The organism is Kitasatospora sp. NPDC085879 (assembly GCF_040686255.1).
In the GTDB taxonomy this organism is placed as follows: Bacteria; Actinomycetota; Actinomycetes; order Streptomycetales; family Streptomycetaceae; genus Kitasatospora.
This window is the reverse complement of sequence record NZ_JBFBJZ010000030.1, coordinates 19918-40792: the sequence shown is the minus strand read 5'-3', so window position 1 is coordinate 40792 and position 20875 is coordinate 19918. Positions and strand designations below refer to the sequence as shown.

Genomic DNA, 20875 nt, shown 5'->3' with positions numbered 1-20875 from the left:
GCGGCCACCGGTCGTCCGCTCCCCCGCCGGTGTCCCGAACACCAGCTGTCGCAAGCATCCTGCCACCCCCGTCCGCGGGCGGGCCCCGGCACGGCTCAGTCCGCCCGCCGGTGGAGGGCGTCGAGGACGGCCAGGTCGTCGGCGGTGAGGCGGAGAGCCGCCGCGGCCACGTTGGCGGTGAGGTGGTCCGGGTCGCCGGTGCCGGGGATGGCGAGGACGTGCGGTCCGCGGTGCAGAGTCCAGGCGATCCGCACCTGGGCGGGGCTCGCGCCGTGCCGACGGGCCACGGCCAGGACCTCGGGCGGCTCCTCGCCGGTGGCCCCGCCCTGGCGGCCGGCGCCGGCGATCGCGTAGAAGGGGACGAAGGCGATTCCCAGGTCGCCGCAGGCGCGGAGCAGGGCGTCCTGGTCGGGCGGGCCGCCGATGCCGTACGGGTTCTGCACGCAGACCACCGGCGCGATCGCCGTGGCCTCGGCGAGGTGGGCGGCGGTCACGTTGGACAGGCCCAGGTGGCGGACGAGCCCGGCCTCGCGGAGTTCGGCGAGGGCGCCGAAGCGCTCGGCGATCGGGTCGGTGCCGACGATCCGCAGGTTCACGACGTCCAGGTGCTCGCGGCCGAGTTGGCGCAGGTTCTGCTCGACCTGGCCGCGCAGCTGTTCCGGGCCGGCGTGCTTCTGCCAGCGGCCGGAGAGGTCGCGGCCGGGGCCGACCTTGGTGGTGATCACGAGGCCGTCCGGGTAGGGCGCCAGGGCGGTGTTGATCAGCTCGTTGGCCGAGCGGAGCGGCGAGAAGTAGAAGGCGGCGGTGTCGATGTGGTCGACGCCGAGGTCGACGGCGCGGCGCAGCACGGCGATCGCCTGCGCGCGGTCGCGCGGCACGGCGCCGGGTACGAGGGCGGCGCCGGTCTGCGGCAGGCGCATGGCGCCGAGGCCGAGGCGGTTGACCGTCAGGTCGCCGAGGGTCCAGGTGCCCGCCGCGGCCGCGGTGATGGTCTGTGAGGTCATGCCGGGCATCCTCCGCGGGGCCGTAGAGTGGCCGCCATTGATTCGGGCATAGCCGAATCCGGGGGTGGGGGTGCGGGTGGCGGAGGGCCTGGTCTTCTCGGTACGGGATCTGGCGCACATGCGGTTCGCCGTGTCGCCGATGTGGGAGGTCGGGCCGAGCCTTCGGCTGCTGCGCTCGGGGGTGGACCATCCGGTGCACCGGCGCTGGGTGGAGCAGGTGCGGCCCCGGCTGGCGGCCGTGGGCCTGGGGCGGCTCGCCGAGCTGGTCCCGCCGTCGGGCTACGTCCCGGACTTCCTCAACCCGACGCCCGTCGCGCCCTCCGCCGACCTGGCCGCGGAACTCGACGCCATCCTGGCCACCCCGGCGGAGCGGGTCCGCCGGGACCTGGACCGGCTGCGGCGCGAGCAGCGCGGGCTCGGCCCGCGCGCCGAGGCGCTGTACGCCCGGCCGGAGGCCCGGCTGGCCGGGGTCGCCGAGGAGATCCGGCTGTACTGGGAGCTGGCGCTGGCCCCGTACTGGGCGCGGATCCGCGCCGTGCTGGACGCCGACGTGGCGCACCGGGCGCGGCAGGTCGCGGAGCGCGGCGCGGCGCACCTGCTGGGCGGCCTGCACGCCTCGGTCCGCTGGGACGAGGACACCCTGCGGTTGCTGCGGCGCCCGGGTGCGCTCTCCCGGGCCACGGCCGGGCAGGGGTTGCTGCTGATCCCCTCGGTCTTCACGGGGCCGACTCCGTTCACCCGGGTGACCCCGCCGGACCCGCCGCAACTCGCCTATCCCGCACGGGGGATCGGGCACCTGTGGGAGACCGCGTCCGGCGCCGGCAGCGAGGCCCTCACCGCCGTCCTGGGCCGCACCCGCACCCGTCTGCTGGTCGAGCTGGACACCCCCGCCTCGACCACCGAGCTGGCCCGCCGCACGGGTATCTCCCCCGCCGCGGTCTCCGAGAACCTCACCGCCCTCCGCAACGCCGGCCTGGCCACCGCCCACCGCGCGGGCCGCTCCGTCCTCTACGCGCGCACCGCCACCGCCGACGCCCTCCTCACCGCTGCGACGGGCTGAGGCGGCACGGCCGCCGCGCTGCCTGCCGTGAGGCCGGTCGCGACGGCCGGCCCGCCGGCCCGCCGTCAAGGGACGGCCGGCCACCGGGCGCTCCCCGCACCGGATCCGGCGCTTTCTCACCGCTCGCGGCCCGGCACGGGCCTGCGCTCAGCCCCGGACGGACAGGAAGATCGGATTGGTGAGCGCCACCATCGGCCCGAACGGCAGCTCGGGGCCCATGGAGTTGCCCTTGCCGGGGCTGCCGTCCGCCCGGGGGTGCCGCACCTCGGCCCCGCACATAGCCGGCCAGGGAGGCGGTGGTCCGCCACCGCACGGTGCCGACGCCCGAGGCGGGCAGCGACGCCTGGTGCAACTGGCCCTCGTCGGTGAGCAACCGGACGGTGCCGCCGGGCACCCCGGAGACCGCGAGCCGGATGTCGACCGGGGTGTCGGCGGCCACCGTCAGCCGCTCCCCGACACCGGCCGCCCGCCCGCCCCCGGTCTCCTGCCCCTGCTGTGCCACGACCGTCCTCCGTCCGCCGAGGGTCCGTACCGGACACCTACCCGTCCGGGTGAACGCCGAGGACGACCGGACGAGCCGGCGGACCACCGCCGGATGACGATTCCGCGCGCCCGGGCCCGCCGGAGCGACTGCCGGACCGGTCAGGAACGGAGAAGCACCTGCCGGAGGGCCGGGGCTAGCGTGGCGGCCATGGACATCACCATTCACTGGACCTTCCTCCCGCACACCGACCCGGACGCCTCCGTGGCCTTCTACCGCGACCTCCTCGGCTTCGAGGTCCGCAACGACGTCGGCAACGGCGCGATGCGCTGGATCACGGTCGGCCCGGCCGGGCAGCCCGGCATGTCGATCGTCCTGGAGCCGCCCGGCATGGACCCCGGTATCACCGAGGACGAGCGCCGCACGATCACCGAGATGATGGCCAAGGGCACCTACGCCCGCATCACCCTCGCCACCTCCGACCTCGACGGTGTCTTCGACCGGCTGAAGTCCGGCGGCGCCGAGCTCGTCCAGGAGCCGACCGAGCAGCCCTACGGCGTCCGCGACTGCGCCTTCCGCGACCCGGCGGGCAACCTGGTCCGCTTCAACGAGGTCCGCTGAGGCAGCCTGCGAGCGAGCCCGGGAAAGAGCACCGGGCACCCGGCCCGAAGGTGATTGGATCGGGTCGGCCGACGACGGCGGGGACCGCTCCGGCGGTCCCCGCCCGACAGAGGGAGAGACATGAGCAAGGCCCCGAGGACGGACACGCAGCCGCCTGCGCAGCACGGTGCCGACAGCCACGACCTGATCCGCGTGCACGGCGCGCGCGAGAACAACCTCAAGGACGTCAGCATCGAGATCCCGAAGCGCCGGCTGACGGTGTTCACCGGCGTCTCCGGCTCGGGCAAGAGTTCGCTGGTGTTCAACACCATCGCGGCGGAGTCGCAGCGGCTGATCAACGAGACCTACAGCGCGTTCGTGCAGGGCTTCATGCCGACCCTGGCACGGCCCGAGGTCGACGTCCTCGACGGGCTGACCACCGTGATCACCGTCGACCAGCAGCGGATGGGCGCCGACCCCCGCTCCACGGTCGGCACCGCGACCGACGCCAACGCGATGCTGCGCATCCTGTTCAGCCGGCTCGGCACGCCGCACATCGGCCCGCCCAGCGCGTACGCCTTCAACGTGCCCTCCGTCCGGGCGAGCGGCGCGATCACCGTCGAGCGCGGCGCGCGGAAGGCCGTCAAGGCGACCTTCAACCGCACCGGCGGCATGTGCCCGCGCTGCGAGGGGCGCGGCGCGGTCTCCGACATCGACCTCGACCAGCTGTACGACGACTCCAAGTCGCTCGCCGACGGCGCGATCACCGTCCCCGGCTACAAGGCGGGCGGCTGGAACTACCGGCTGTACAGCGAGTCGGGCTTCTACGACCCGCAGAAGCCGATCCGCGAGTACACCGAGAAGGAGCTGCACGACTTCCTGCACCACGAGCCGGTCAGGATGAAGATCGCGGGCATCAACATGACCTACGAGGGCCTGATCCCGCGGATCCAGAAGTCGATGCTGGCCAAGGACCGCGAGGGGATGCAGCCGCACGTCCGGGAGTTCGTCGACCGTGCGGTCACCTTCACCACCTGCCCCGAGTGCGAGGGCACCCGGCTCAGCGAGGGCGCCAGGGCCTCCAAGATCGGGCGGATCAGCGTCGCCGACGCCTGCGCGATGGAGATCAGGGACCTGGCGGCCTGGGTCCGCGGACTCGACGAGCCCTCGGTGGCGCCGCTGCTCGCCTCGCTGCAGCAGACCCTCGACTCCTTCGTGGAGATCGGCCTCGGCTACCTCTCGCTCGACCGGGCGTCCGGCACGCTCTCCGGCGGCGAGGCGCAGCGGGTCAAGATGATCCGCCACCTCGGCTCCGCGCTGACCGACGTCACCTACGTCTTCGACGAGCCCACCGCGGGCCTGCACCCGCACGACATCCAGCGGATGAACGAGCTGCTGCTGCGGCTGCGGGACAAGGGAAACACGGTGCTCGTCGTGGAGCACAAGCCCGAGGTGATCGCGATCGCCGACCACGTCGTCGACCTCGGCCCGGGCGCCGGCACGGCGGGCGGCGCGGTCTGCTTCGAGGGGACGGTCGACGAGCTGCGGGCCGCCGACACCGTCACCGGCCGGCACCTCGACGACCGGGCCGGGCTCAAGGAATCGGTGCGCAAGCCGGCCGGCGCCCTGGAGATCCGCGGCGCCACGGCGAACAACCTGCGCGATGTCGACGTCGACATCCCGCTCGGGGTGCTGACGGTCGTCACGGGCGTGGCCGGCTCCGGCAAGAGCTCGCTGCTGCACGGCTCGCTGCCGAAGCAGGCGGGTGCCGCCGGCGCGGGTGTGGTGTCGGTCGACCAGGCCCCGATCCGCGGGTCGCGGCGGAGCAACCCGGCAACGTACAGCGGGCTGCTGGAGCCGATCCGCAAGGCGTTCGCGAAGGCGAACGGGGTGAAGCCGGCACTGTTCAGCGCCAACTCCGAGGGCGCCTGCCCGACCTGCAACGGCGCCGGCGTCGTCTACACCGACCTGGCGATGATGGCCGGTGTCGCCAGCACCTGCGAGGAGTGCGCAGGGAAGCGGTTCGACGCGTCGGTGCTGGAGTACCGCCTCGGCGGCCGCGACATCAGCGAGGTGCTGGCGATGTCGGTGGCCGAGGCCGAGGAGTTCTTCGGTGCCGGTGAGGCGCACACCCCGGCCGCGCACCGCATCCTGAGCCGGCTCTCCGACGTCGGGCTGGGCTACCTCACCATCGGGCAGCCGCTCACCACGCTCTCCGGCGGCGAGCGGCAGCGGCTCAAGCTGGCCGCCCGCATGGCCGAGAAGGGCGGCGTCTACGTGCTCGACGAGCCGACCAACGGCCTCCACCTCGCCGATGTCGAGCAGTTGCTCGGCCTGCTCGACCGGCTGGTCGACTCCGGCAAGTCGGTCGTCGTCATCGAGCACCACCAGGCGGTCATGGCGCACGCCGACTGGATCGTCGATCTGGGTCCGGGGGCCGGCCACGACGGCGGCCGGATCGTCTTCGAGGGGACGCCCGCCGACCTGGTCGCCGACCGCTCCACCCTGACGGGCGAGCACCTCGCGGCGTACGTCGGCACCTGACCGGGCGGCGGCCGGCACGGCCGGACGGCAGCGGCCGGTACGGGTGGAGGACGGTTGGGGTGGACGGCCCGGCGGGCCGCGCCGGGTCAGTCGGCGAGGCCGAGCGGGTCGTCCACCCGGTCGAGGAGTTCGGGGCCGTTCGACCGGACGCTGTTCACCGCGGTGGACACCGCCCGCACCGTCAGGTCGCCGCCCGCCGGGGTGTGCAGCAGGTGGTGCAGGTCGGCGGCGTCGGAACGGTCGGGGTCGAGCCAGGCGTCCAGATCGGCCGGGCCGATGGTCAGCGGCATCCGGTCGTGGACGCGGCCCGCGCTGTCGGTGGCGTCCGTGGTGATGACGGTGGTCGTGGTCAGCCATGCCGCCGGGTCGTCGTCCGGGACGGAGCGGTCACGCCAGAACTCGTACAGGCCGGCCATCAGCATCACCGAGCCGGTGCTGAGGTAGTACGGCTGCTTGAAGGCCTTCCGTCCGGCGGTGGCCACGACCGGCCGCCACTCGAAGTAGCCGTCCGCCGGGATGACGCAGCGGCGGGCGGCGAACGCCTTGCGGAAGGCCGGCTTCTCGTGGACGGTCTCCGACCTGGCGTTGATCATCCGGGCGCCGCCGGCCGGGTCCTTCGACCAGGACGGGACGAGGCCCCAGCGCAGCGGCCGCAGCTGCCGCACCACCTCGCCGGTCTCCCGGTCGACCCGCTCCAGCACCGCGGGCACCGGGTCGGTGGGTGCCACGTTCCAGCTCGGGGCGAGCGCCTCGGCCGGGTCCCAGCGCATCTCGCCGAGCAGCCCGACCAGGTCGGTGGGTGTGGTGGTGGAGACGAAACGGCCGCACATGCGTCCACCCTGCCACGCCGCTGCCGCCGAGGTGGGCAGCCCGGCCGAAGTCGGCCGCGGAGCCCGCATGTGGTCGCCCCTCTGCCGGCGGCCCGTCAGACGAGGGAGGCCAGGTCGATGACGGTGTAGCCGCGGTCCTCGACGGCGTCGATCACGGCGGGCAGGGCGCGGGAGTCCACGTTGGGGCCGGAGGTGTCGGTGGCGCCGAGGTGCATCTGGAGGATCGTGCCGGGCCCGATCGCCCGGACGGCCCGGTCGACGGCGTCCTCGACGGTGATGCCGCCGCCCTCGCCGAGGTAGCCGAGGGTGTCGTCGGTGAACTCGATGTCGGCGAAGCCGAGCGCGTTGACCTGGGCGACGGCGTCCGCGCTGGTCTCGCTGTAGGGGAAGCGGTAGAAGGGCAGCGGGTCGGTGCCGGTGGCCTCGCGGATCGCCCGGTCGGCGCGCTCCACCTGCTCGCGCAGTCCGGCCGCGTCGAGGTCGGCGAGTGCCGGGTGGTCGTACGAGTGGCTGGCGACGCCGTGCTCGGCGGCGAGCGCCTCGGCCGCCTCCGGGTTCGCCTCGGCGAACTGCCCGGTCAGGAAGAAGGTGGCGGGTGTGTCGCGGCTGCGCAGTACGTCGAGGACGGCGTCGATGCCGTCGTCGTTCCAGGCGGCGTTGAAGGTGAGGGCGACGACCGGGTCGTCGGTGGGGATCCGCCGGATCTCCTCGCCGAACAGGTCGGACAGCCCGCGGCGGCGCGGCGGAAGGCCTGTCGGCCCGGCGGGGTCGGGTGCGCGGAACCGCCGGAGGTCCGCCGCGCCGCCGAGCGGGAGGGCGAGGGCGGCGCCGGCCGCGAGGAAGGACCGCCGCCCGAGGCGTCGCTGATGGAGTGTCATCAGCGCAGTATCCGGTCGGCCCCGTGCCGGCCCCGGGACGACACACCGGCACCGTGCGGAGCTCCGCCGGCGGGTACGACACGCGGTGGCCGCCGCCCCGGGCGGGGCGTGACTCGACGCGCGGCGGATGGTAGGCCGGAGGGCGCGGGGAGCCGAGCGGCTTCCCCGACCGGGCGGCGGCCGCCGCCCGGGTCCGACGGCAGACGGGATGGCGGCCATGCCTCTCCAGGGCGAGTACGAGCCGAGTCCGGAGCAGTGGGTGCGGGACCAGGTGGAGCTGTACGAGAGCTCGGGCGGCAAGGAGGGCACGACGCTGCGGGGCATGCCGGTGGTCCTCCTCTCCACGCTCGGCGCGCGCAGCGGCAAGGTCCGGAAGATCCCGCTGATGCGGGTGGAGCACGACGGCCGGTACGCGGTGGTGGCCTCGATGGGCGGTGCGCCGCGGCACCCGGTCTGGTACCACAACGTGGTGGCGAACCCGCTGGTCGAGCTGCAGGACGGGCCGGTCCGGCAGGACATGGCCGCCCGGGAGCTCAGCGGCACGGAGAAGGCCGAGTGGTGGGACCGCGCGGTGGCGGCCTTCCCGGACTACGCGGCGTACCAGCAGCGGACGGACCGGGAGATCCCGGTCTTCGTGCTGGAGCCGGTGGGCGCCCGCTGATCCGGGTTCACGGCCGCCAGCCGGCCGTGGCGCCCAGGACGACCAGCAGCAGCACCGCCCCCGCGTTGGTCCGCGGGTAGCAGAGCAGCAGGGCGCCGAACTCCCGCAGCACGGCGCCGGGCCAGTAGGCCCCGGCGGTCGGCGCACCCACGACCTGCCCGGGCACGCCGGCCCGGCGGGCCTCGACGGCGGTGCGCAGCACATGGAAGTTGCTGGTGACGACGGTGCAGCGGTAGTCCGGGCGGCGGGCGCGCATCAGCCGGCCGCTGAACCGCAGGTTCTCCGCGGTGTTGCGGGAGCGGTCCTCCCGCAACACCGCGGCGGCGGGGACGCCGCGTTCGGCGGCGTACCGGGCCATCGCCTCCGCCTCGCTGAGCTGCTCGTCGCCGCCCTTGCCGCCGGAGACCACGAGCACGGGCGCAGGTCTGCCGTCGGCCTGCTCGGCGCGGAGTCCGAGCGCGCGGTCGAGCCGGGCGGCGAGCAGCGGGGACACCCGGTCGTCGTCGTCCAGCCCGGCGCCGAGCGCCACCACGAAGTCGACCTCGCGGGGCGGTGGGATCCGGCCGTACAGGGCGGAGTACCCGAGGAAGCAGAGCAGCAGGAAGGCGAGGTAGCCGGCCACCAGCAGGGCGCTCGCGGCGGCCGCGTGCAGCGGCCGGGAGTCGACCCGGGCCGCCGTCCACAGCAGGCCGATCAGGCAGATGCCGGCGAGCCCGGCGAGCAGCGGCAGCAGGAACACCGGACGTCGGCCCTCCCGGCGCACCATCAGCACCCCGTTGCCGACCAGCAGCACGGCGACGGCCAGCGCGGCGAGCACGGCGGCCACCGGCAGGGCGTCGGCGACGCCCCGGGCGGTGCCCGACGGCAGCCGGTCCAGGTCCCCGAGCAGCCCGGCCGCGGCGGCCGCCGCCGCGAGGCCCAGCAGCACCGCGTTGCTGAGCCGCCGCAGGTCGCGCGCGGCACCGATCCCGAACAGGGCCAGCAGAACGGCGGCGAGCAGATAGGCGACCATGCGGCGATCGTAGGCGCTGCCGCGGCCGGCCCGGCACGCCGCCACCGGCCGCTCGACGCCTACAGGGCCGGGAGTCAGGACTTGCGCCGCGCCCTGAGGACACGCCCTACCGGGCCACCGGCAGGCTGTACTCGGGCAGTTCGATGTCGCCCGCCTTCGCGAACTGGGCGGCGAGGAGCTGCCGCATCGGCCAGCGGTTCATCGACCGCATCGACATCGCCCGCAGGCGGATCGCCAGTGCGCTGTTCGGGGCGAATCCGCCGGCGCCGCCGGGCGGGAGTTCCTGTGCCTTGGCGACGTACGGGCGCATGACTCGGTCGTAGGCGCGGAAGGCGGCGGTGGGGTCGCCGTGCGCGGCGGCGAGCTCGCCGGCCAGGACGTAGGCGCCGACCAGGGCGAGGCTGGTGCCGAGGCCGGTGAGGGGTGACGGGCTGTAGCCCGCGTCGCCGAGCAGGGCGACCCGGCCGCGGGACCAGTCGTCCAGGTGGACCTGGCCGAGGGAGTCGAGGTGGAAGTCGGTGGATCGGTGCATGGCGTCGACCAGCCGGGGCGTCTCCCAGCCGACGCCGGCGAAGCGGCGGGCGACGGCCTCCTTCTGGGCGGCGATGTCCCTGCGGTCGAAGGTGAGCGGTGGCGAGCGGAAGGCGAGTCCGGCCTTGACCTCGCCCGGCAGTCGGCCCGGGCGGGCGGAGGCGACCAGCCCGCCGGGGGCGTTGTGCATCAGGTACCAGCCGTCGAGGTCCAGGTCGGTCTCGGCGGTGAACCAGGCGAGCTGGACGTCCAGCGGCCGGACGCACGACGACTCGGGGCCGAAGGCGAGGCCGCGGACCACGGAGTGCAGTCCGTCGGCGCCGATCACCGCGGCGAACCGCCGGGTGCCGGCCCGTTCGAAGTCGACGGTGACGCCGTCGCCGTCCTGCGCCAGGGCGGTGACGGTGTCGTCGAAGAGGTACTCGGTGTACGGCGCGGTGGACTCGTGGAGCAGGCCGGCGAGGTCGCCGCGGAGGATCTCGATCTCGGAGACGATGCCCTCGCCGCCGAAGGCGTCGGCGGGCAGCCGGGAGGTGATCCGGCCGGCGGCGTCGACGGTCGCGATGCCCTTCTGGTCGAGGCTCAGCTCGCGGGCCCGGGCCATCAGGCCCATGCGGGTGATGACGGTGCGTCCGGCGCCGCGCAGGTCGACGGTCTGGCCGCCCGGCCGTGGGGCCGGGGCGCGTTCGACGACGGTCGCGGTGAAGCCGGCCGCGTGCAGCCAGTGTGCGAGGGCCGGGCCGGCGATGCCGCCGCCGGAGATCAGGATGTCGGTGTTCCCCATGGCTCCGAATGTACGCTGTACGCAGCAGCCAGCGCAAGCCGCAAATCCCCTGCACACAAGGGAGATTGACGGTAGTGCACTAGTGCTCCTGGCGCTGGTGCACCACCGCCGGGGCCCTCCGGGGCCGGTGTGGCTAGGCTGACGGACAGAGCAAGGTGCACTAGTGCGGAGGGGATGCCGTGGACCGGACCGACGGAGCGCGCTACCGCCGGATCGTCGAGGAACTGCGCGGCCGGATCGAGCGGGGCGAGCTGGCCCCGGGCGACCGGGTGCCGTCCACCCGGGAGATCACCCGGCAGTGGGGGGTGGCGATGGCGACCGCGACCAAGGTGCTCACCGAGCTCCGCCACGCCGGGCTGGTCCGCGCCGTCCCGGGCGTCGGCACGGTGGTCGCGGGCCGCGAACGGCCACCCGCCGGCCGTCCACCCGCAGGCCACACCCCCGCAAGCCGTCCGGCCGCCGCGCGCGAGGGCGGGGCAGCGGCCCCTCCCCGCCGGGCCGGCCAGGAGTCCGCCCTCGCGGCGGACCGGATCGTGGCCGCCGCGGTGGCGGTCGCCGACGCCGAGGGCCTCGCCGCGCTCTCCATGCGGCGGGTCGCGGCCGACCTCGGGGTCGCCCCGATGTCGCTGTACCGGCACGTCGCGGACAAGGACGACCTGCTGCTGCGGATGATGGATGCCGTCTTCGCCGGCTGCTCCTTCCCCGAGGAACAGCCGGAGGGCTGGCGCGAACCTCTCGCGCTGGCCGCCCGGATGCTCTGGGCGGCCTTCCGCGCGCACCCCTGGCTGGCACCGGCACTCTCCATGACCCGGCCCCAGCTCGCCGTCAACGCCCTGCCGTTCACCGAATGGGTGCTCACCGCACTGGACGACCGCGGCCTCGACCCGTGGACGGTCTTCACCACCCATCTGACACTGCTCACCTACGTACGCGGCATCGCGATGAACGTCGAGAGCGAGAGCGCGGCGGAGGCGGACAGCGGCCTCGACGCCGAGGAGTGGATGGAAACCCAGGAACCGGCGCTGCGCGCGGTGCTGGCCGGCGGCCGGTTCCCGCTGCTGGCGCGGTACACCGTCGACGGGTACGACTTCGACCTGGACCGCCTCTTCGAGTTCGGCCTGGAACGCCTGCTCGACGGCATCGCCGTGCTGCTCGGCGAGACCCCGCCCCGGCCCTGAGAAGTGTTGGGTAATTGATCAGCTGCGTGGCGTGGTGCACTGGCGGTGATCTCCGCGGCCGACGTGTCCGCGGAGATCACCGGGAAGCGCTGCAGCAGGTCGTCCACCCGGCCGAGGGTCATGTCGGCGTGGTCGAACCCCGGCACCACCGCCTCGCTGATCAGCCCGTCGTCGCCGGAGATCAGGTGGGAGGCCTTCCAGACACCGCCGGGGACGGCCAGGGCGAGGAGCTGGCCCCGGGCCGGCTCCTGGCCGAGCACGGCGCTCTCCGAGCGGCCGTCCGGGTGGAGCAGGTGGTGGGTGATCGGGTCGCCGTGGTGGTGGAAGTGCAGGATGTCGGACTGGTTGAGGTGCCAGTGCCCGACCGGCGACCAGCGGGTCAGCAGGTAGTGGATGGAGGTGACGGTGTAGCGATCGCCGCCCGGCGTGGGGACCGGTGCGCGGTGGTCGGCCTGGAACGTCCGCAGCAAGTACCCTCCCTCGACGTGCGGTTCCAGGCCGAGCCACTCGATCCACTGCTGCGCCGTCGGCATGGCACCCTCCTCGCCCGGTGCTCCGATTCGCGCCCCCGCGCAGGGGCCTGCGCCGTCAGCTGATGGACTCCACCGTTGCGCTCGCGGAGCCCCCGGGGGTTTCGTAGTGGACGGTCTCGCCGGGGCGGCGGCCGAGGATCGCGCGGCCCAGGGGGCTGTCGGCGGTGACCGAGGTCCGTGCCAGCTCCCTGGCCACCTCGCCGATCCGGACCGTCTCGGTGGTGCCGTCGGCGAAGCGGACGGTGACGGTGCTGCCCACGCCGACCGCGTCGGTGCGGGGCCGGCCGGCGATGTCCGCCTGGTGGAGGCGGGTGGCGATCTCGGCGATCCGGGTGTCGAGGCGGGCCACCTCGCTGGCGCGCTGGAGTTCGTCGGCCTGGTCGGCCCGGTCCCCCGCCGAGTCGGTGACGTGGAGGGTCTCGGCGACGCTCTCGCGCTCCGCCTGCAGATCGCCGAGCTCCTGCGCGAGCGCCCGGCGTGCCTCGGGACCGATCGGTTCGGGTTCACCGTTCATTGCTGCTCCTGTGGTGGTGGCGGCCCGGACGAGGGTCACGCGGTCATCGCCACGACGGCCTCGTCGGTGTACGTGAGGAAGGTCAGGGTCTGACGGAAGTACAGCTCGATCTGCGCCGCGTCGTGGGCCGTGTACCCGATCGCCAGATCCTCGCCGAGCCGCAGTTCGTAGTCCCCGCCGCGGGTGGACAGCAGGAAGGCGCCCTCCAGCGCCGGCGCCCAGAGCAGGCGGCCGTCGAGCATGCGGTCGATGTGCGCCGCCACCGGATAGCCGTGGTCGGAGGTCTCGCTGACCGCGGTGTACGCGTCGGCGCCCAGCAGCAGCGCGTACGGGCCACCGACGCCGGCCAGGCGCAGCGTCGACAGGGCGTGGCTGACGGCGTCCGGGTAGTCGTGCGGCTCGGCCGGCAGCGTGAGCACCGGGTGGGAGCTGCGGCTGCGCAGGCCGTCGATGCCCGCGGCGGCGTAGCCGTCGAAGACGGCCCGGTCCTCGGCGAAGGCCATCGCCCGTGCCGCGTCCTTGACGGGCTGCCAGTCGGAGTCCTTGGAGCCGCGTTCGACGTCGTCGACAGCGTCCCGCGCGACCTTGAACGGCACCCGCAGTTCGACCAGCGGCTGAGCCCGGCGCAGCCGGGCCTCGACCCCGGGTGCGGGGGCCTCGACGGCGGTGAGGTGTCCGGTGCCGACCGCGGCGAGCCCGGGCCCGTCCGGTCCGGTGACGTCCACGGCGCGCCGGCCGGCGACGTGGCGTTCGAAGGTGCGGCGGGCCTCCTCCTCGATCTCGGACCATGCGGCGGGCGTGATCGGGGCGAGCTCGCGGTGCAGGTTGTTCATGCCGTCGGTCGAGGTCATGGCGGTCACGCTCCTTTGAGGCTGCCGATGCCGAGGGACCCTTCGGCCACGGAGGCCGCGGAGGTGGCCGCGGCGGCCGTGGCGGAGGGCGGCGCTGGCAGGTCGTCCAGGAAGTCGGCGCTGGGCACGTGGAAGAGACAGCCGGTGACCGCCGTCGAGAAGTCGAGGATGCGGTCGTGCAGTCCGGGCGGGTTCCCGAGGAACATGTTCCGCAGCATCTGCTCGGTCACCTCCGGAGTGCGCGCGTACCCGATGAAGTAGGTCCCGAACTCGCCGTTCGCGACGTTCCCGAAGGGCATGTTCTCGCGCACGATCTTCCGCTCGTCGCCGTTCTCATCGGTGACGGTGTTGAGGGCGACGTGCGAGTTCGCGGGCTTGACCTCGTCCGGCAGTTCGACGTTGGCCAGCTTGGTGCGCCCGATGGCCTGCTCCTGCTCGTGCTCGGGCAGCGCGTTCCAGGCGGCGAGGTCGTGGACGTACTTCTGGACCACCACGTAGCTCCCGCCGGCGAAGTCCGGGTCCTCGTCGCCGATGAAGACGGCGTCGACGGCGGCCCGCCCGTCGGGGTTCTCGGTGCCGTCGACGAAGCCGAGCAGGTCGCGCTCGTCGAAGTAGGTGAACCCGTGCACCTCGTCGACCACGGTGCCCGCGCCGACCAAGCGCTCGCCGATCAGCCGGGCCAGTTCGAAGCAGAGGTCGGTGCGGGCGGCCCGCAGGTGGAAGAGGAGGTCGCCGGGGGTGGCGGGCGCGCGGTGCCGCGGTCCCGACAGAGGTACGAAGGGGTGCAGGTCGCGCGGGCGCGGGCCGTCGAAGAGCCGGTCCCAGGCCGTGGACCCGATGCCCGCGACACAGCTGAGCCCGGCGCCCGGGTCACGGAAGCCGACCGACCGGCGTAAGCCCGCGAGGTCCTGGAGGAGGTCCCGGACGGCAGGCTCGCCGCCCGGTCCGACGGTGACCACGAGGAACATCGCGGCCCTGGCCGGCGGGGCGATCACTGGCTGCGGTTCGACCACGGAGCATGCCTCCTGGCTGCACGGCTGCGGCGGTACGCCCACAGGAACCGGGATGAAAGGCTGCACGAGGAAGCCTAGACCGCGAGCGGCGGCCGCGCCGCGCAGCGTCACGGCCCGTGGCGGCACGCGTACCGGTCGCCACGGGCCGTCGGGGCCGGCCCGGAGGTCAGCCGGTGACGATTCCCGTGACGAGGTTGATGGTGGTGGCCAGGATGCTCGTCCCGAACAGGTAGGAGAGCAGGCAGTGGCGCAGCACGACCGCGCGGACGGCCGAGGTGGTGACGCTGGTGTCGGACACCTGGTAGGTCATGCCGAGGTTGTAGCTGAAGTAGAGGAAGTCCTTGTAGCAGGGCGGCTCGTCGGAGTTGAAGTCGATCCCTCCCGTCGGCGGTGAGAGGTACAGCTCCGCGTAGCGGGCGGCGTACATCAGGTGCAGGGACGCCCAGCCCATGAAGACGCCGCCGAGCGCGGTCGCCGCGGCGCTGTGGCTGTCGCCGGAGTTGCCGAGCAGGAGCAGCAGCACGATGCCGGTGAGTCCGCCGACGGCCGCCGCGACGACGACGAACTCCTCCAGGACGGGCCGGAAGTCCTCGCGCCGGGCGTTGCGGCGGGTGGCTGCGGCGTCCATGGGCCACAGCACGATCCAGCCGGCCACGACGAAGAAGGTCTGGGCCGCGGTGATACCCGCGAGGACGCCCAGCGACAGGTCGCGCAGCAGCCAGACGACGATGCCCACCGCCGCTCCCGCGATCAGCGCTCCGTTCAGTCGCGGCAGGGCCGTCCGCAGTGACCACGGGTTCATGGGCCCTCACAGTAGCGGCCCCGCCGCGCCCGGTGGCCGACCGCTCTCCCTCCGGCGCGCGGCGCACCCCCTGCCGCAGGCGGTCGCGGGCCGCCGACGCCGGGGTCGGCGAGTAGCGCCAGCAGCCGGCTCCGGCCGGGTGCCCGATCGGTCTCGGGTTGCTGCTGCCTGGACGGTCGGGGTCCGCCTGCGCCCGGCAGCTGCCAGTGCACCCAGGGCTGAGCGCGCCACAGCAGCGGTTCGGCGCCGGTGAGCCCGGTCCGCGCGACCCCGGCCGGGTCGTCCCACCACTCGACCGGCCAGCTGTCCGCGACCGACTCCAGGACGTCCACCCAGTGCTCACCGTCCCGGATATGGGCCCGCAGGGCCTCCCGGGCCGCGACCGACCCGAGGACGGCGAGCAGTTCCAGCACCCGGGTGGCCCGCTCGCAGCGTCCTCGTCGCCGCCGAGCAGTGCCGCCACCGGTGCGGTCGACAGCTCCAGGTCCCGTACAAGCCGGGCCGGATACAGGTGGCGGTCGTTCACCTGCGGGTCCCATCGCCGGTCGTGCCGGACGCTGTCGTACACCGGCTCACCGACCGCGGCCCGGCCCTCCGCCACGGCCCGCCGTGCCCCCAGACCCCGTCCGCGTTCCAGCAGCCCGCGCCCGACCGCGGCGGACGGCCTCGGCGGTGGCGACCACGGCCTCGTCCTGGCCGACCACGCGGTCGTGCAGGGCGTCCTCCAGTTTGAGCAGCTTCGCCTTCTCGTTCTCGGTCAGCTGACCGGGCGGCGTTCGCTCGGTGTCCCGACTCCGACGCCGGGTCAGGCACACGCCTGGACGCGAACCTCGTCAGACTCCTGCAGGACCGGCCGCGGAGAAGGTGAGACCCCCGGCGGACAGCGGACGGCGTTCGGGCGCGGGCTCCGGCTCCTGGCCGGGCGGCGGCAGGAAGAGGGCGCGGTCGACGGCGGGCAGCGGCCGGCGGTCCGGCGCGACCGGCGCGTCGGTGTCCGGCGCGGAGAACACGGGCAGGCCCAGCGGGCGGCGATCATCGTTCACGAGTGGCAGCCTGGCCCATCGGCGGCGCGGCAGGCAACGCAATTGCCCGCCGGCCCCGCGCAGATGCTGTGAAGAAGCCCCGGGCTCCGCGTGGCTCGGGACCACCCGCGGCGCACCCGGCGGCGCTCAGATCAGGCCCGCGCGGACGGCGCGGGCCACGGCGTGGGCACGGTTGCGGGCCTGGAGACGGGCCATCAGGTCGTAGACGACGTTCTTCACTGTGTGTTCGGAGCAGGAGAGGGCGGCGGCGATCGCCACGTTGCCGTGACCCTCGGCGATCAGGGTGAGGACCGCGGTCTGGCGGGCGGTCAGCGGGGAGGGCGCGGCGGCGGGCCGCGGGGCGGCGGGCGGGCCGCCGATCAGGCGGGCCAGCACCTCGTACGGCATCCGCCCGTCGCCGCGCCCGGCCGAACGGACGGCGGCCGCCAGCCGGACCGGGGTGGCCTGCGGCGCGGGCAGCAGCACCCGGGCGCCGAGCCGCACCGCGCGCCGCACCCCCTCGGGCGGGAAGCTGTCGGCGACGATCATCAGCCGGTAGCCGCCGCCACAGAAGTCCGGCGGACAGGCTTCGAGTGCCTCGTCGACCGTGCCGGCGGCGGCCAGCAGGACGGCTCCGGGCCGCCGGTCGGGCTCCGGTACCAGGTCGATGCCGGCCCGTCGCAGCGCGGCCGCGACGCTGTCCCGCACGCCGCCGTCCGCCGCGTTCAGGTGCACCCGCAGCCGTTCCGCGACGGCCGTCCCCGCGCTCACAGCAGGCCCGCCCGGAGCGCGTAGGCGACCGCGTGGGCGCGGTTGCGCAGCCGGAGGCGCTGCGTGATGTCGTGCAGGACGCCGGCCACGGTGCGGGCCGAGTAGGAGAGTTCGCGGGCGATCTCGTCGGTGTCCCGGCCGTCGGCGACCAGCCGCAGGACGTCGCGCTCGCGGTTGCTGAGGCCGGTGCCGGGCCAGGAGGCGGGGGCGCCGAAGGGCGGGCCGCCGCCGGCGGCCTGTTCGAGCAGGCCGTCGAGCAGGTCGGGGGGCACGGTGCAGTCGCCCCCGGCGGCGGCGAGCACGGTACGGGCCAGCCGGGCGGCTCCGGCCTCGTGCCGGCGCAGCAGTCCGCGGGCGCCGGCGGCGATGGCGTGCATCGCCTCGGCCGGGGCGAGCTCGGCGGCGACCAGCACCACCTCCGGGCGGTGCCGGGCGGCCCGGACCGTCCGTACGGTGTGCAGCACCTGCTCGGTCACCCCGTCGACGATCACGACCGTGACCCGGGCGGCCTCCTCGGCCGGCACGACGCAGACGTCCGGGCAGCCGTGCAGTGCGCTCCTGACGCCGGCCTCCGGCAGTGGGTCCAGCGCGACGACGTTGACGCGCAGCGGCTCCCCCATCCAGGTCCTCCTCGGTCGGGCGGATGCACCGGGCGTATGCGCACCTCTCTGCCGAGCAGTATTCAGCGGCCCGCGCACCCCGCACATGGGTGCCGGGCCCCCATATTCCGCCCCCATGGTCCTCACACCTTTCCCCGGCGCGCCCGCGCAGCTCCCCCGGTGCGGGACGGCGGCGCTCAGCCGGCGACGGCGAGTGCGAGGGCGAGGTCTCGCAGGCCGTCGCGGCCGGGCCGGCCGGTCTTCCGGATCAGCCCGGCCACGTGCTTCTCCACGGTGCGCGGGGAGATGGAGAGCCGGCGGGCGATCTCCTGGTTGCCGGGCCGTTCGGCGAGCAGGACGAGGACCTCGAACTCGCGCAGCGTCACCCCGAGCACCCGCAGGTCGGCGGGGACCTGGTCGCGGCCGGTGCGGCGCTGCGCGACCCCGGCGCCGGCCCGCCGGAGCAGTCCGCGGCAGGCGCCGGCCACCGCCGGCACGTCCAGGCCGTGGAAGTACTCCTCGGCGGTGCGCAGCCACGTGGTGGGGTCGCCCCAGCCGTCGGCGAGCGCGGCCTCGGCGGCCAGCCGCAGGCCGAGGTGGTAGCCGGTCGGGAAGAGGCCGGCGGCGTCCCGCCGGACCTCGTCGACGGTGCGGGCGGCCCGGTCGGCGTGGCCCTCGCGGCCGAGCAGCACGGCGTCGGCGAGCCGCAGGAACTGCCGGTTCCAGGCGAGTTCGGCGGCGGGCGCGGCGGCGCAGGCCGCCAGACGGGCCCGGTCGGCGCGGCCGGCGACGGTGTCGAGCAGCGGGCGCAGCCCGTAGCGGCCGGAGAGGTAGAACACGCTGGGGTGGTCGTCCTCCCAGGCGGCCGCGGCGGCGAGTTCGGCCTCGGCGCCGGCCCGGTCCTCCTCCAGCAGGGCGCAGACCGCCCGGCAGAGGCCGAACAGGACGGGGGTGAGGAAGGACGCCTCCTCGCCGCCGGCCCGGTCGAAGCGCTGCAGTTCGCGTTCCATGTCGCGGCGGCGGCCGCGGTGCGCGGCGAGGGTGGCGGCGGTGAGCAGCAGGTACCGGTGGGTGGCGAGGTTGCGGAGCCGGGCGGAGGCGTCGAGGCTGCGGTCGACGATCGCGGTGGCGGCGGCGTGGTCGCCGCGCAGGACGGCCTGCATGGCGAGCAGGCCGTCGGTGGTCTGGGTCTGCAGCAGGGCGCCGAGGCCGCCGGCGATGTCCCGGGCCTGTTCGAGGCGGCGTGAACTCCCGGTCCGCATGAAGGCGTTGACCCCGAGCCGGACGAGGGCCTCGACCCGCCAGACCGGCAGGGCGTGCTGCTCGGCGACGGCGAGCATCCGCTCCAGGCAGGCGTCGGCGTGGTCGAAGCCGCGTTCGCGGCCCAGCAGCGCGAGCAGTTGCCAGGCCTGGCAGGCGACGACGGGCAGGGGTGCCCGCTCGGCGGTCTCGGCGGCCTCCCGGGCGAGGCGTTCGGCCTGTTCGGGGGGCGGCAGCTGGCCGTCCGGGCCGGGCAGCAGGGTGAGGTGGCCCTCGACGACGGCGAGGGCGGCGCGCTGGTCGGCCGGCGGCGTCGCGGCGGCCGCGGGGCCGGCCGGGGTGGGACCGACGGGGGTGGGGTCGGCCGGGGCGGGGTCGGTGAGCAGGGCCCGGGCGGCGGCGAGTTGGGTGAGCGAGTCGGCGCGCCGTTCGGCCATGACGGCCTCCCAGGCGAGCCGGGTGTGCAGGGCGATCCGGCGGTCGGTACCGAGGGCGGAGGGCACCGCGAGGTCCGGGGAGTCGGCGACGGCGAGGGCCCGGTCGAGCTGGCCGGCCTCGGCGAGGGCCAGGGCTAGCGACTCGGCGACGCCGGTGCGGTCGGGCGGGGCGGCGAGCCGATGGGCGTGCTCCAGCAGGGCGACGGCGGAGGCGCTGGCGCCGCTCTCGCGGGCCCGCCGGCCGGCCTCGGCGTAGCGGAGGGCGGCGGCGGCCGGGTCGCCGGCGGCGGCGAGCAGCCGGGCGACCAGGCGGCACTGCTCGTCGTCGCCGAGCGCGGGGTCTGCGGCCTCCAGCGCGGCGGCCGCGGACCGGGCGAGGGCCGCGCGTTCGGCGGGCGGGAGGGTGGCGAGGACGGCCTCGCCGGTGAGGGCGTGGCGGAAGGCGTACTGGTCGTGCCGGGTGCCGTCGGGCCGGACGAAGCCCGCCTCGGTGGCGGCGCGCAGCCCGGCGAAGAGTTCGGGTTCGGCGCTGCCGGTGGCCGTCCGCAGGGTGGTGAGGGAGAACCGGGTGCCCAGCGCGGCCGCGGCCTGCAGCAGGCCGCGGACGGGCGGGTCGAGGACGGCGAGCCGGTGGCCGTAGGCCTGGACGACGGCGTCCGGGACGCTCGCGGCGGGCTCGCCGACCAGCTGCCAGCCGTCCGGGCCGCGCAGCAGGGCGCCGGAGCGGACCAGGTCGGCGAGCAGTTCCTCGACCAGGTACGGGTTGCCCTCGCCGCCGCCGTACAGCCGGGCGGCCAGGTCGTCGGGGACGCCCTCGGGTGTGGTCTCCAGGCAGCCCGCCGCGATCGCCCGGACGTCGGCGGCCTCCAGCGGTCCGAGCGCGACCACGGAGGCGACCCGGCGGCGGGCGGCCGACCGGGCGAGGTCGAGTGCCGGGCCGGTCTCCGGGCGCAGGGTCGCCACCAGCAGGACGGGCAGGTCGGCCAGGTTGTCCACCAGGTAGTCGAGGACGGCGAGGGTCTCCGAGTCGGCGGCGTGGAGGTCCTCCAGCAGCACGGCGCAGCCGGTGCCGCGGGCGAGGACGGCGAGCAGCCGCAGGACGGCCTCGGCGAGTTCGACGACGCTCTCCGGGTAGCCGGGCCCGCCGGGGTCGCGCCACTCGGGGACGAGTCTGGCCAGCGCGGGCCGGTAGGGGGCGAGTTCCGGGCCGGTCGGCAGGCCGGCTCCGCGGGAGAGCGAGGACAGCGCCTCGATCAGGGGACGGAAGGGCGCGGTGAGGCCCGTGGCCCCGGCCCGGCCGCGCAGCACCGGGACGCCGAGCGCGCCGGCCAGGGCGGCGCACTCGGCGACCAGGCGGGACTTGCCGATCCCGGCCTCGCCCAGCAGGACGAGGCCGCGGCCGGCGCCCTTCCGGGCGTCCGTCAGCAGCTGCCGGGCGAGGTCGAGTTCGGCGTGCCGGCCGACGGTGGTCGGAGAGCTGATGCGCATGGGATGTCGGTTCGGTACGGGC

The 20875-nt window shown here is 75.1% G+C and carries 18 protein-coding genes and 2 pseudogenes; 5 read left to right on the top strand and 15 right to left on the bottom strand.

Annotation, left to right across the window (positions count from 1 at the left end):
* Positions 1-95 precede the first annotated feature (95 nt).
* Entirely contained in the window at positions 96-1004 is a 909-nt protein-coding gene (locus tag AB0P35_RS22795) for an aldo/keto reductase (protein WP_363513399.1), read from the bottom strand.
* 76 nt (positions 1005-1080) lie between these two features.
* Between AB0P35_RS22795 and AB0P35_RS22790 the strand changes: the two genes are divergently transcribed.
* Positions 1081-2064, top strand: coding sequence for a helix-turn-helix domain-containing protein (locus AB0P35_RS22790; protein ID WP_363513396.1), 984 nt, complete (start codon positions 1081-1083; stop codon positions 2062-2064).
* Positions 2065-2211: 147 nt separating this feature from the next.
* On the opposite strand, the pseudogene AB0P35_RS22785 reads toward AB0P35_RS22790, so the two are convergent.
* Positions 2212-2527: pseudogene (locus AB0P35_RS22785) on the bottom strand (phosphoesterase); the annotation flags it as partial.
* 228 nt (positions 2528-2755) lie between these two features.
* Here AB0P35_RS22785 and AB0P35_RS22780 point away from each other — a divergent pair.
* The gene (locus tag AB0P35_RS22780; protein ID WP_363513393.1) at positions 2756-3166 is read left to right on the top strand and encodes a VOC family protein; all 411 of its coding nucleotides are present in this window, start codon (positions 2756-2758) and stop codon (positions 3164-3166) included.
* Between the two features lie 120 nt (positions 3167-3286).
* A complete protein-coding gene (locus AB0P35_RS22775) occupies positions 3287-5689 on the top strand; it encodes an excinuclease ABC subunit UvrA (RefSeq protein ID WP_363513390.1) in 2403 nt (800 codons plus the stop codon).
* Positions 5690-5775: 86 nt separating this feature from the next.
* Here AB0P35_RS22775 and AB0P35_RS22770 read toward each other — a convergent pair whose 3' ends face one another.
* Positions 5776-6519 carry an SOS response-associated peptidase gene (locus tag AB0P35_RS22770; protein WP_363513387.1) on the bottom strand — a complete coding sequence of 248 codons (744 nt, stop codon included), beginning with the start codon at positions 6517-6519 and terminating at the stop codon, positions 5776-5778.
* A gap of 95 nt (positions 6520-6614) precedes the next feature.
* Positions 6615-7397 (bottom strand): polysaccharide deacetylase family protein, encoded by a 783-nt coding sequence (locus AB0P35_RS22765; protein ID WP_363513384.1) that lies wholly within the window; start codon positions 7395-7397, stop codon positions 6615-6617.
* A gap of 217 nt (positions 7398-7614) precedes the next feature.
* Between AB0P35_RS22765 and AB0P35_RS22760 the strand changes: the two genes are divergently transcribed.
* On the top strand, positions 7615-8058 hold the full coding sequence (locus AB0P35_RS22760) for a nitroreductase family deazaflavin-dependent oxidoreductase (protein ID WP_363513381.1): 444 nt from the start codon (positions 7615-7617) through the stop codon (positions 8056-8058).
* Positions 8059-8065: 7 nt separating this feature from the next.
* Here the strand turns inward: AB0P35_RS22760 and AB0P35_RS22755 are convergent, their stop codons facing one another.
* Positions 8066-9070: a YdcF family protein gene (locus AB0P35_RS22755; protein WP_363513378.1), complete on the bottom strand. Its 1005-nt coding sequence runs from the start codon at positions 9068-9070 to the stop codon at positions 8066-8068.
* Between the two features lie 106 nt (positions 9071-9176).
* Positions 9177-10385 (bottom strand): FAD-dependent monooxygenase, encoded by a 1209-nt coding sequence (locus tag AB0P35_RS22750; RefSeq protein WP_363513375.1) that lies wholly within the window; start codon positions 10383-10385, stop codon positions 9177-9179.
* Between the two features lie 179 nt (positions 10386-10564).
* Between AB0P35_RS22750 and AB0P35_RS22745 the strand changes: the two genes are divergently transcribed.
* Positions 10565-11563, top strand: coding sequence for a TetR/AcrR family transcriptional regulator C-terminal domain-containing protein (locus tag AB0P35_RS22745; protein WP_363513372.1), 999 nt, complete (start codon positions 10565-10567; stop codon positions 11561-11563).
* A 125-nt stretch (positions 11564-11688) separates the two neighbouring features.
* Here AB0P35_RS22745 and AB0P35_RS22740 read toward each other — a convergent pair.
* The 9 genes and pseudogenes from AB0P35_RS22740 to AB0P35_RS22700 all read right to left on the bottom strand — a co-directional run.
* Positions 11689-12096: pseudogene (locus AB0P35_RS22740) on the bottom strand (cupin domain-containing protein); the annotation flags it as partial.
* A gap of 55 nt (positions 12097-12151) precedes the next feature.
* Positions 12152-12610 carry a GreA/GreB family elongation factor gene (locus AB0P35_RS22735; protein ID WP_363513369.1) on the bottom strand — a complete coding sequence of 153 codons (459 nt, stop codon included), beginning with the start codon at positions 12608-12610 and terminating at the stop codon, positions 12152-12154.
* Between the two features lie 35 nt (positions 12611-12645).
* Positions 12646-13443 (bottom strand): family 1 encapsulin nanocompartment shell protein, encoded by a 798-nt coding sequence (locus AB0P35_RS22730; RefSeq protein WP_363513572.1) that lies wholly within the window; start codon positions 13441-13443, stop codon positions 12646-12648.
* Positions 13444-13466: 23 nt separating this feature from the next.
* Positions 13467-14474, bottom strand: a complete 1008-nt coding sequence (locus AB0P35_RS22725) for a Dyp-type peroxidase (RefSeq protein WP_363513366.1) — start codon at positions 14472-14474, stop codon at positions 13467-13469.
* Positions 14475-14640: 166 nt separating this feature from the next.
* A complete protein-coding gene (locus AB0P35_RS22720) occupies positions 14641-15276 on the bottom strand; it encodes a DUF1345 domain-containing protein (protein WP_363513363.1) in 636 nt (211 codons plus the stop codon).
* An 833-nt stretch (positions 15277-16109) separates the two neighbouring features.
* Positions 16110-16319 carry a hypothetical protein gene (locus AB0P35_RS22715; protein ID WP_363513360.1) on the bottom strand — a complete coding sequence of 70 codons (210 nt, stop codon included), beginning with the start codon at positions 16317-16319 and terminating at the stop codon, positions 16110-16112.
* 126 nt (positions 16320-16445) lie between these two features.
* Complete coding sequence (locus tag AB0P35_RS22710) at positions 16446-17069, bottom strand: LuxR C-terminal-related transcriptional regulator (protein ID WP_363513357.1); 624 nt, start codon at positions 17067-17069, stop codon at positions 16446-16448.
* Positions 17066-17689: a response regulator transcription factor gene (locus AB0P35_RS22705; RefSeq protein WP_363513354.1), complete on the bottom strand. Its 624-nt coding sequence runs from the start codon at positions 17687-17689 to the stop codon at positions 17066-17068. The genes AB0P35_RS22710 and AB0P35_RS22705 overlap by 4 nt, the downstream gene beginning before the upstream one ends.
* Positions 17690-17865: 176 nt before the next feature.
* On the bottom strand, positions 17866-20853 hold the full coding sequence (locus tag AB0P35_RS22700) for an AAA family ATPase (protein ID WP_363513351.1): 2988 nt from the start codon (positions 20851-20853) through the stop codon (positions 17866-17868).
* Positions 20854-20875: the final 22 nt, after the last annotated feature.

What these genes read in the sequence shown, in the direction of transcription:
- AB0P35_RS22795 (WP_363513399.1), bottom strand. Translation starts at nt 1,004, where the DNA reads ATGACCTCACAGACCATCACCGCGGCCGCGGCGGGCACCTGGACCCTC.
- AB0P35_RS22780 (WP_363513393.1), top strand. Translation starts at nt 2,756, where the DNA reads ATGGACATCACCATTCACTGGACCTTCCTCCCGCACACCGACCCGGAC.
- AB0P35_RS22775 (WP_363513390.1), top strand. Translation starts at nt 3,287, where the DNA reads ATGAGCAAGGCCCCGAGGACGGACACGCAGCCGCCTGCGCAGCACGGT.
- AB0P35_RS22770 (WP_363513387.1), bottom strand. Translation starts at nt 6,519, where the DNA reads ATGTGCGGCCGTTTCGTCTCCACCACCACACCCACCGACCTGGTCGGG.
- AB0P35_RS22765 (WP_363513384.1), bottom strand. Translation starts at nt 7,397, where the DNA reads ATGACACTCCATCAGCGACGCCTCGGGCGGCGGTCCTTCCTCGCGGCC.
- AB0P35_RS22760 (WP_363513381.1), top strand. Translation starts at nt 7,615, where the DNA reads ATGCCTCTCCAGGGCGAGTACGAGCCGAGTCCGGAGCAGTGGGTGCGG.
- AB0P35_RS22755 (WP_363513378.1), bottom strand. Translation starts at nt 9,070, where the DNA reads ATGGTCGCCTATCTGCTCGCCGCCGTTCTGCTGGCCCTGTTCGGGATC.
- AB0P35_RS22750 (WP_363513375.1), bottom strand. Translation starts at nt 10,385, where the DNA reads ATGGGGAACACCGACATCCTGATCTCCGGCGGCGGCATCGCCGGCCCG.
- AB0P35_RS22735 (WP_363513369.1), bottom strand. Translation starts at nt 12,610, where the DNA reads ATGAACGGTGAACCCGAACCGATCGGTCCCGAGGCACGCCGGGCGCTC.
- AB0P35_RS22730 (WP_363513572.1), bottom strand. Translation starts at nt 13,443, where the DNA reads ATGAACAACCTGCACCGCGAGCTCGCCCCGATCACGCCCGCCGCATGG.
- AB0P35_RS22720 (WP_363513363.1), bottom strand. Translation starts at nt 15,276, where the DNA reads ATGAACCCGTGGTCACTGCGGACGGCCCTGCCGCGACTGAACGGAGCG.
- AB0P35_RS22705 (WP_363513354.1), bottom strand. Translation starts at nt 17,689, where the DNA reads ATGGGGGAGCCGCTGCGCGTCAACGTCGTCGCGCTGGACCCACTGCCG.
- AB0P35_RS22700 (WP_363513351.1), bottom strand. Translation starts at nt 20,853, where the DNA reads ATGCGCATCAGCTCTCCGACCACCGTCGGCCGGCACGCCGAACTCGAC.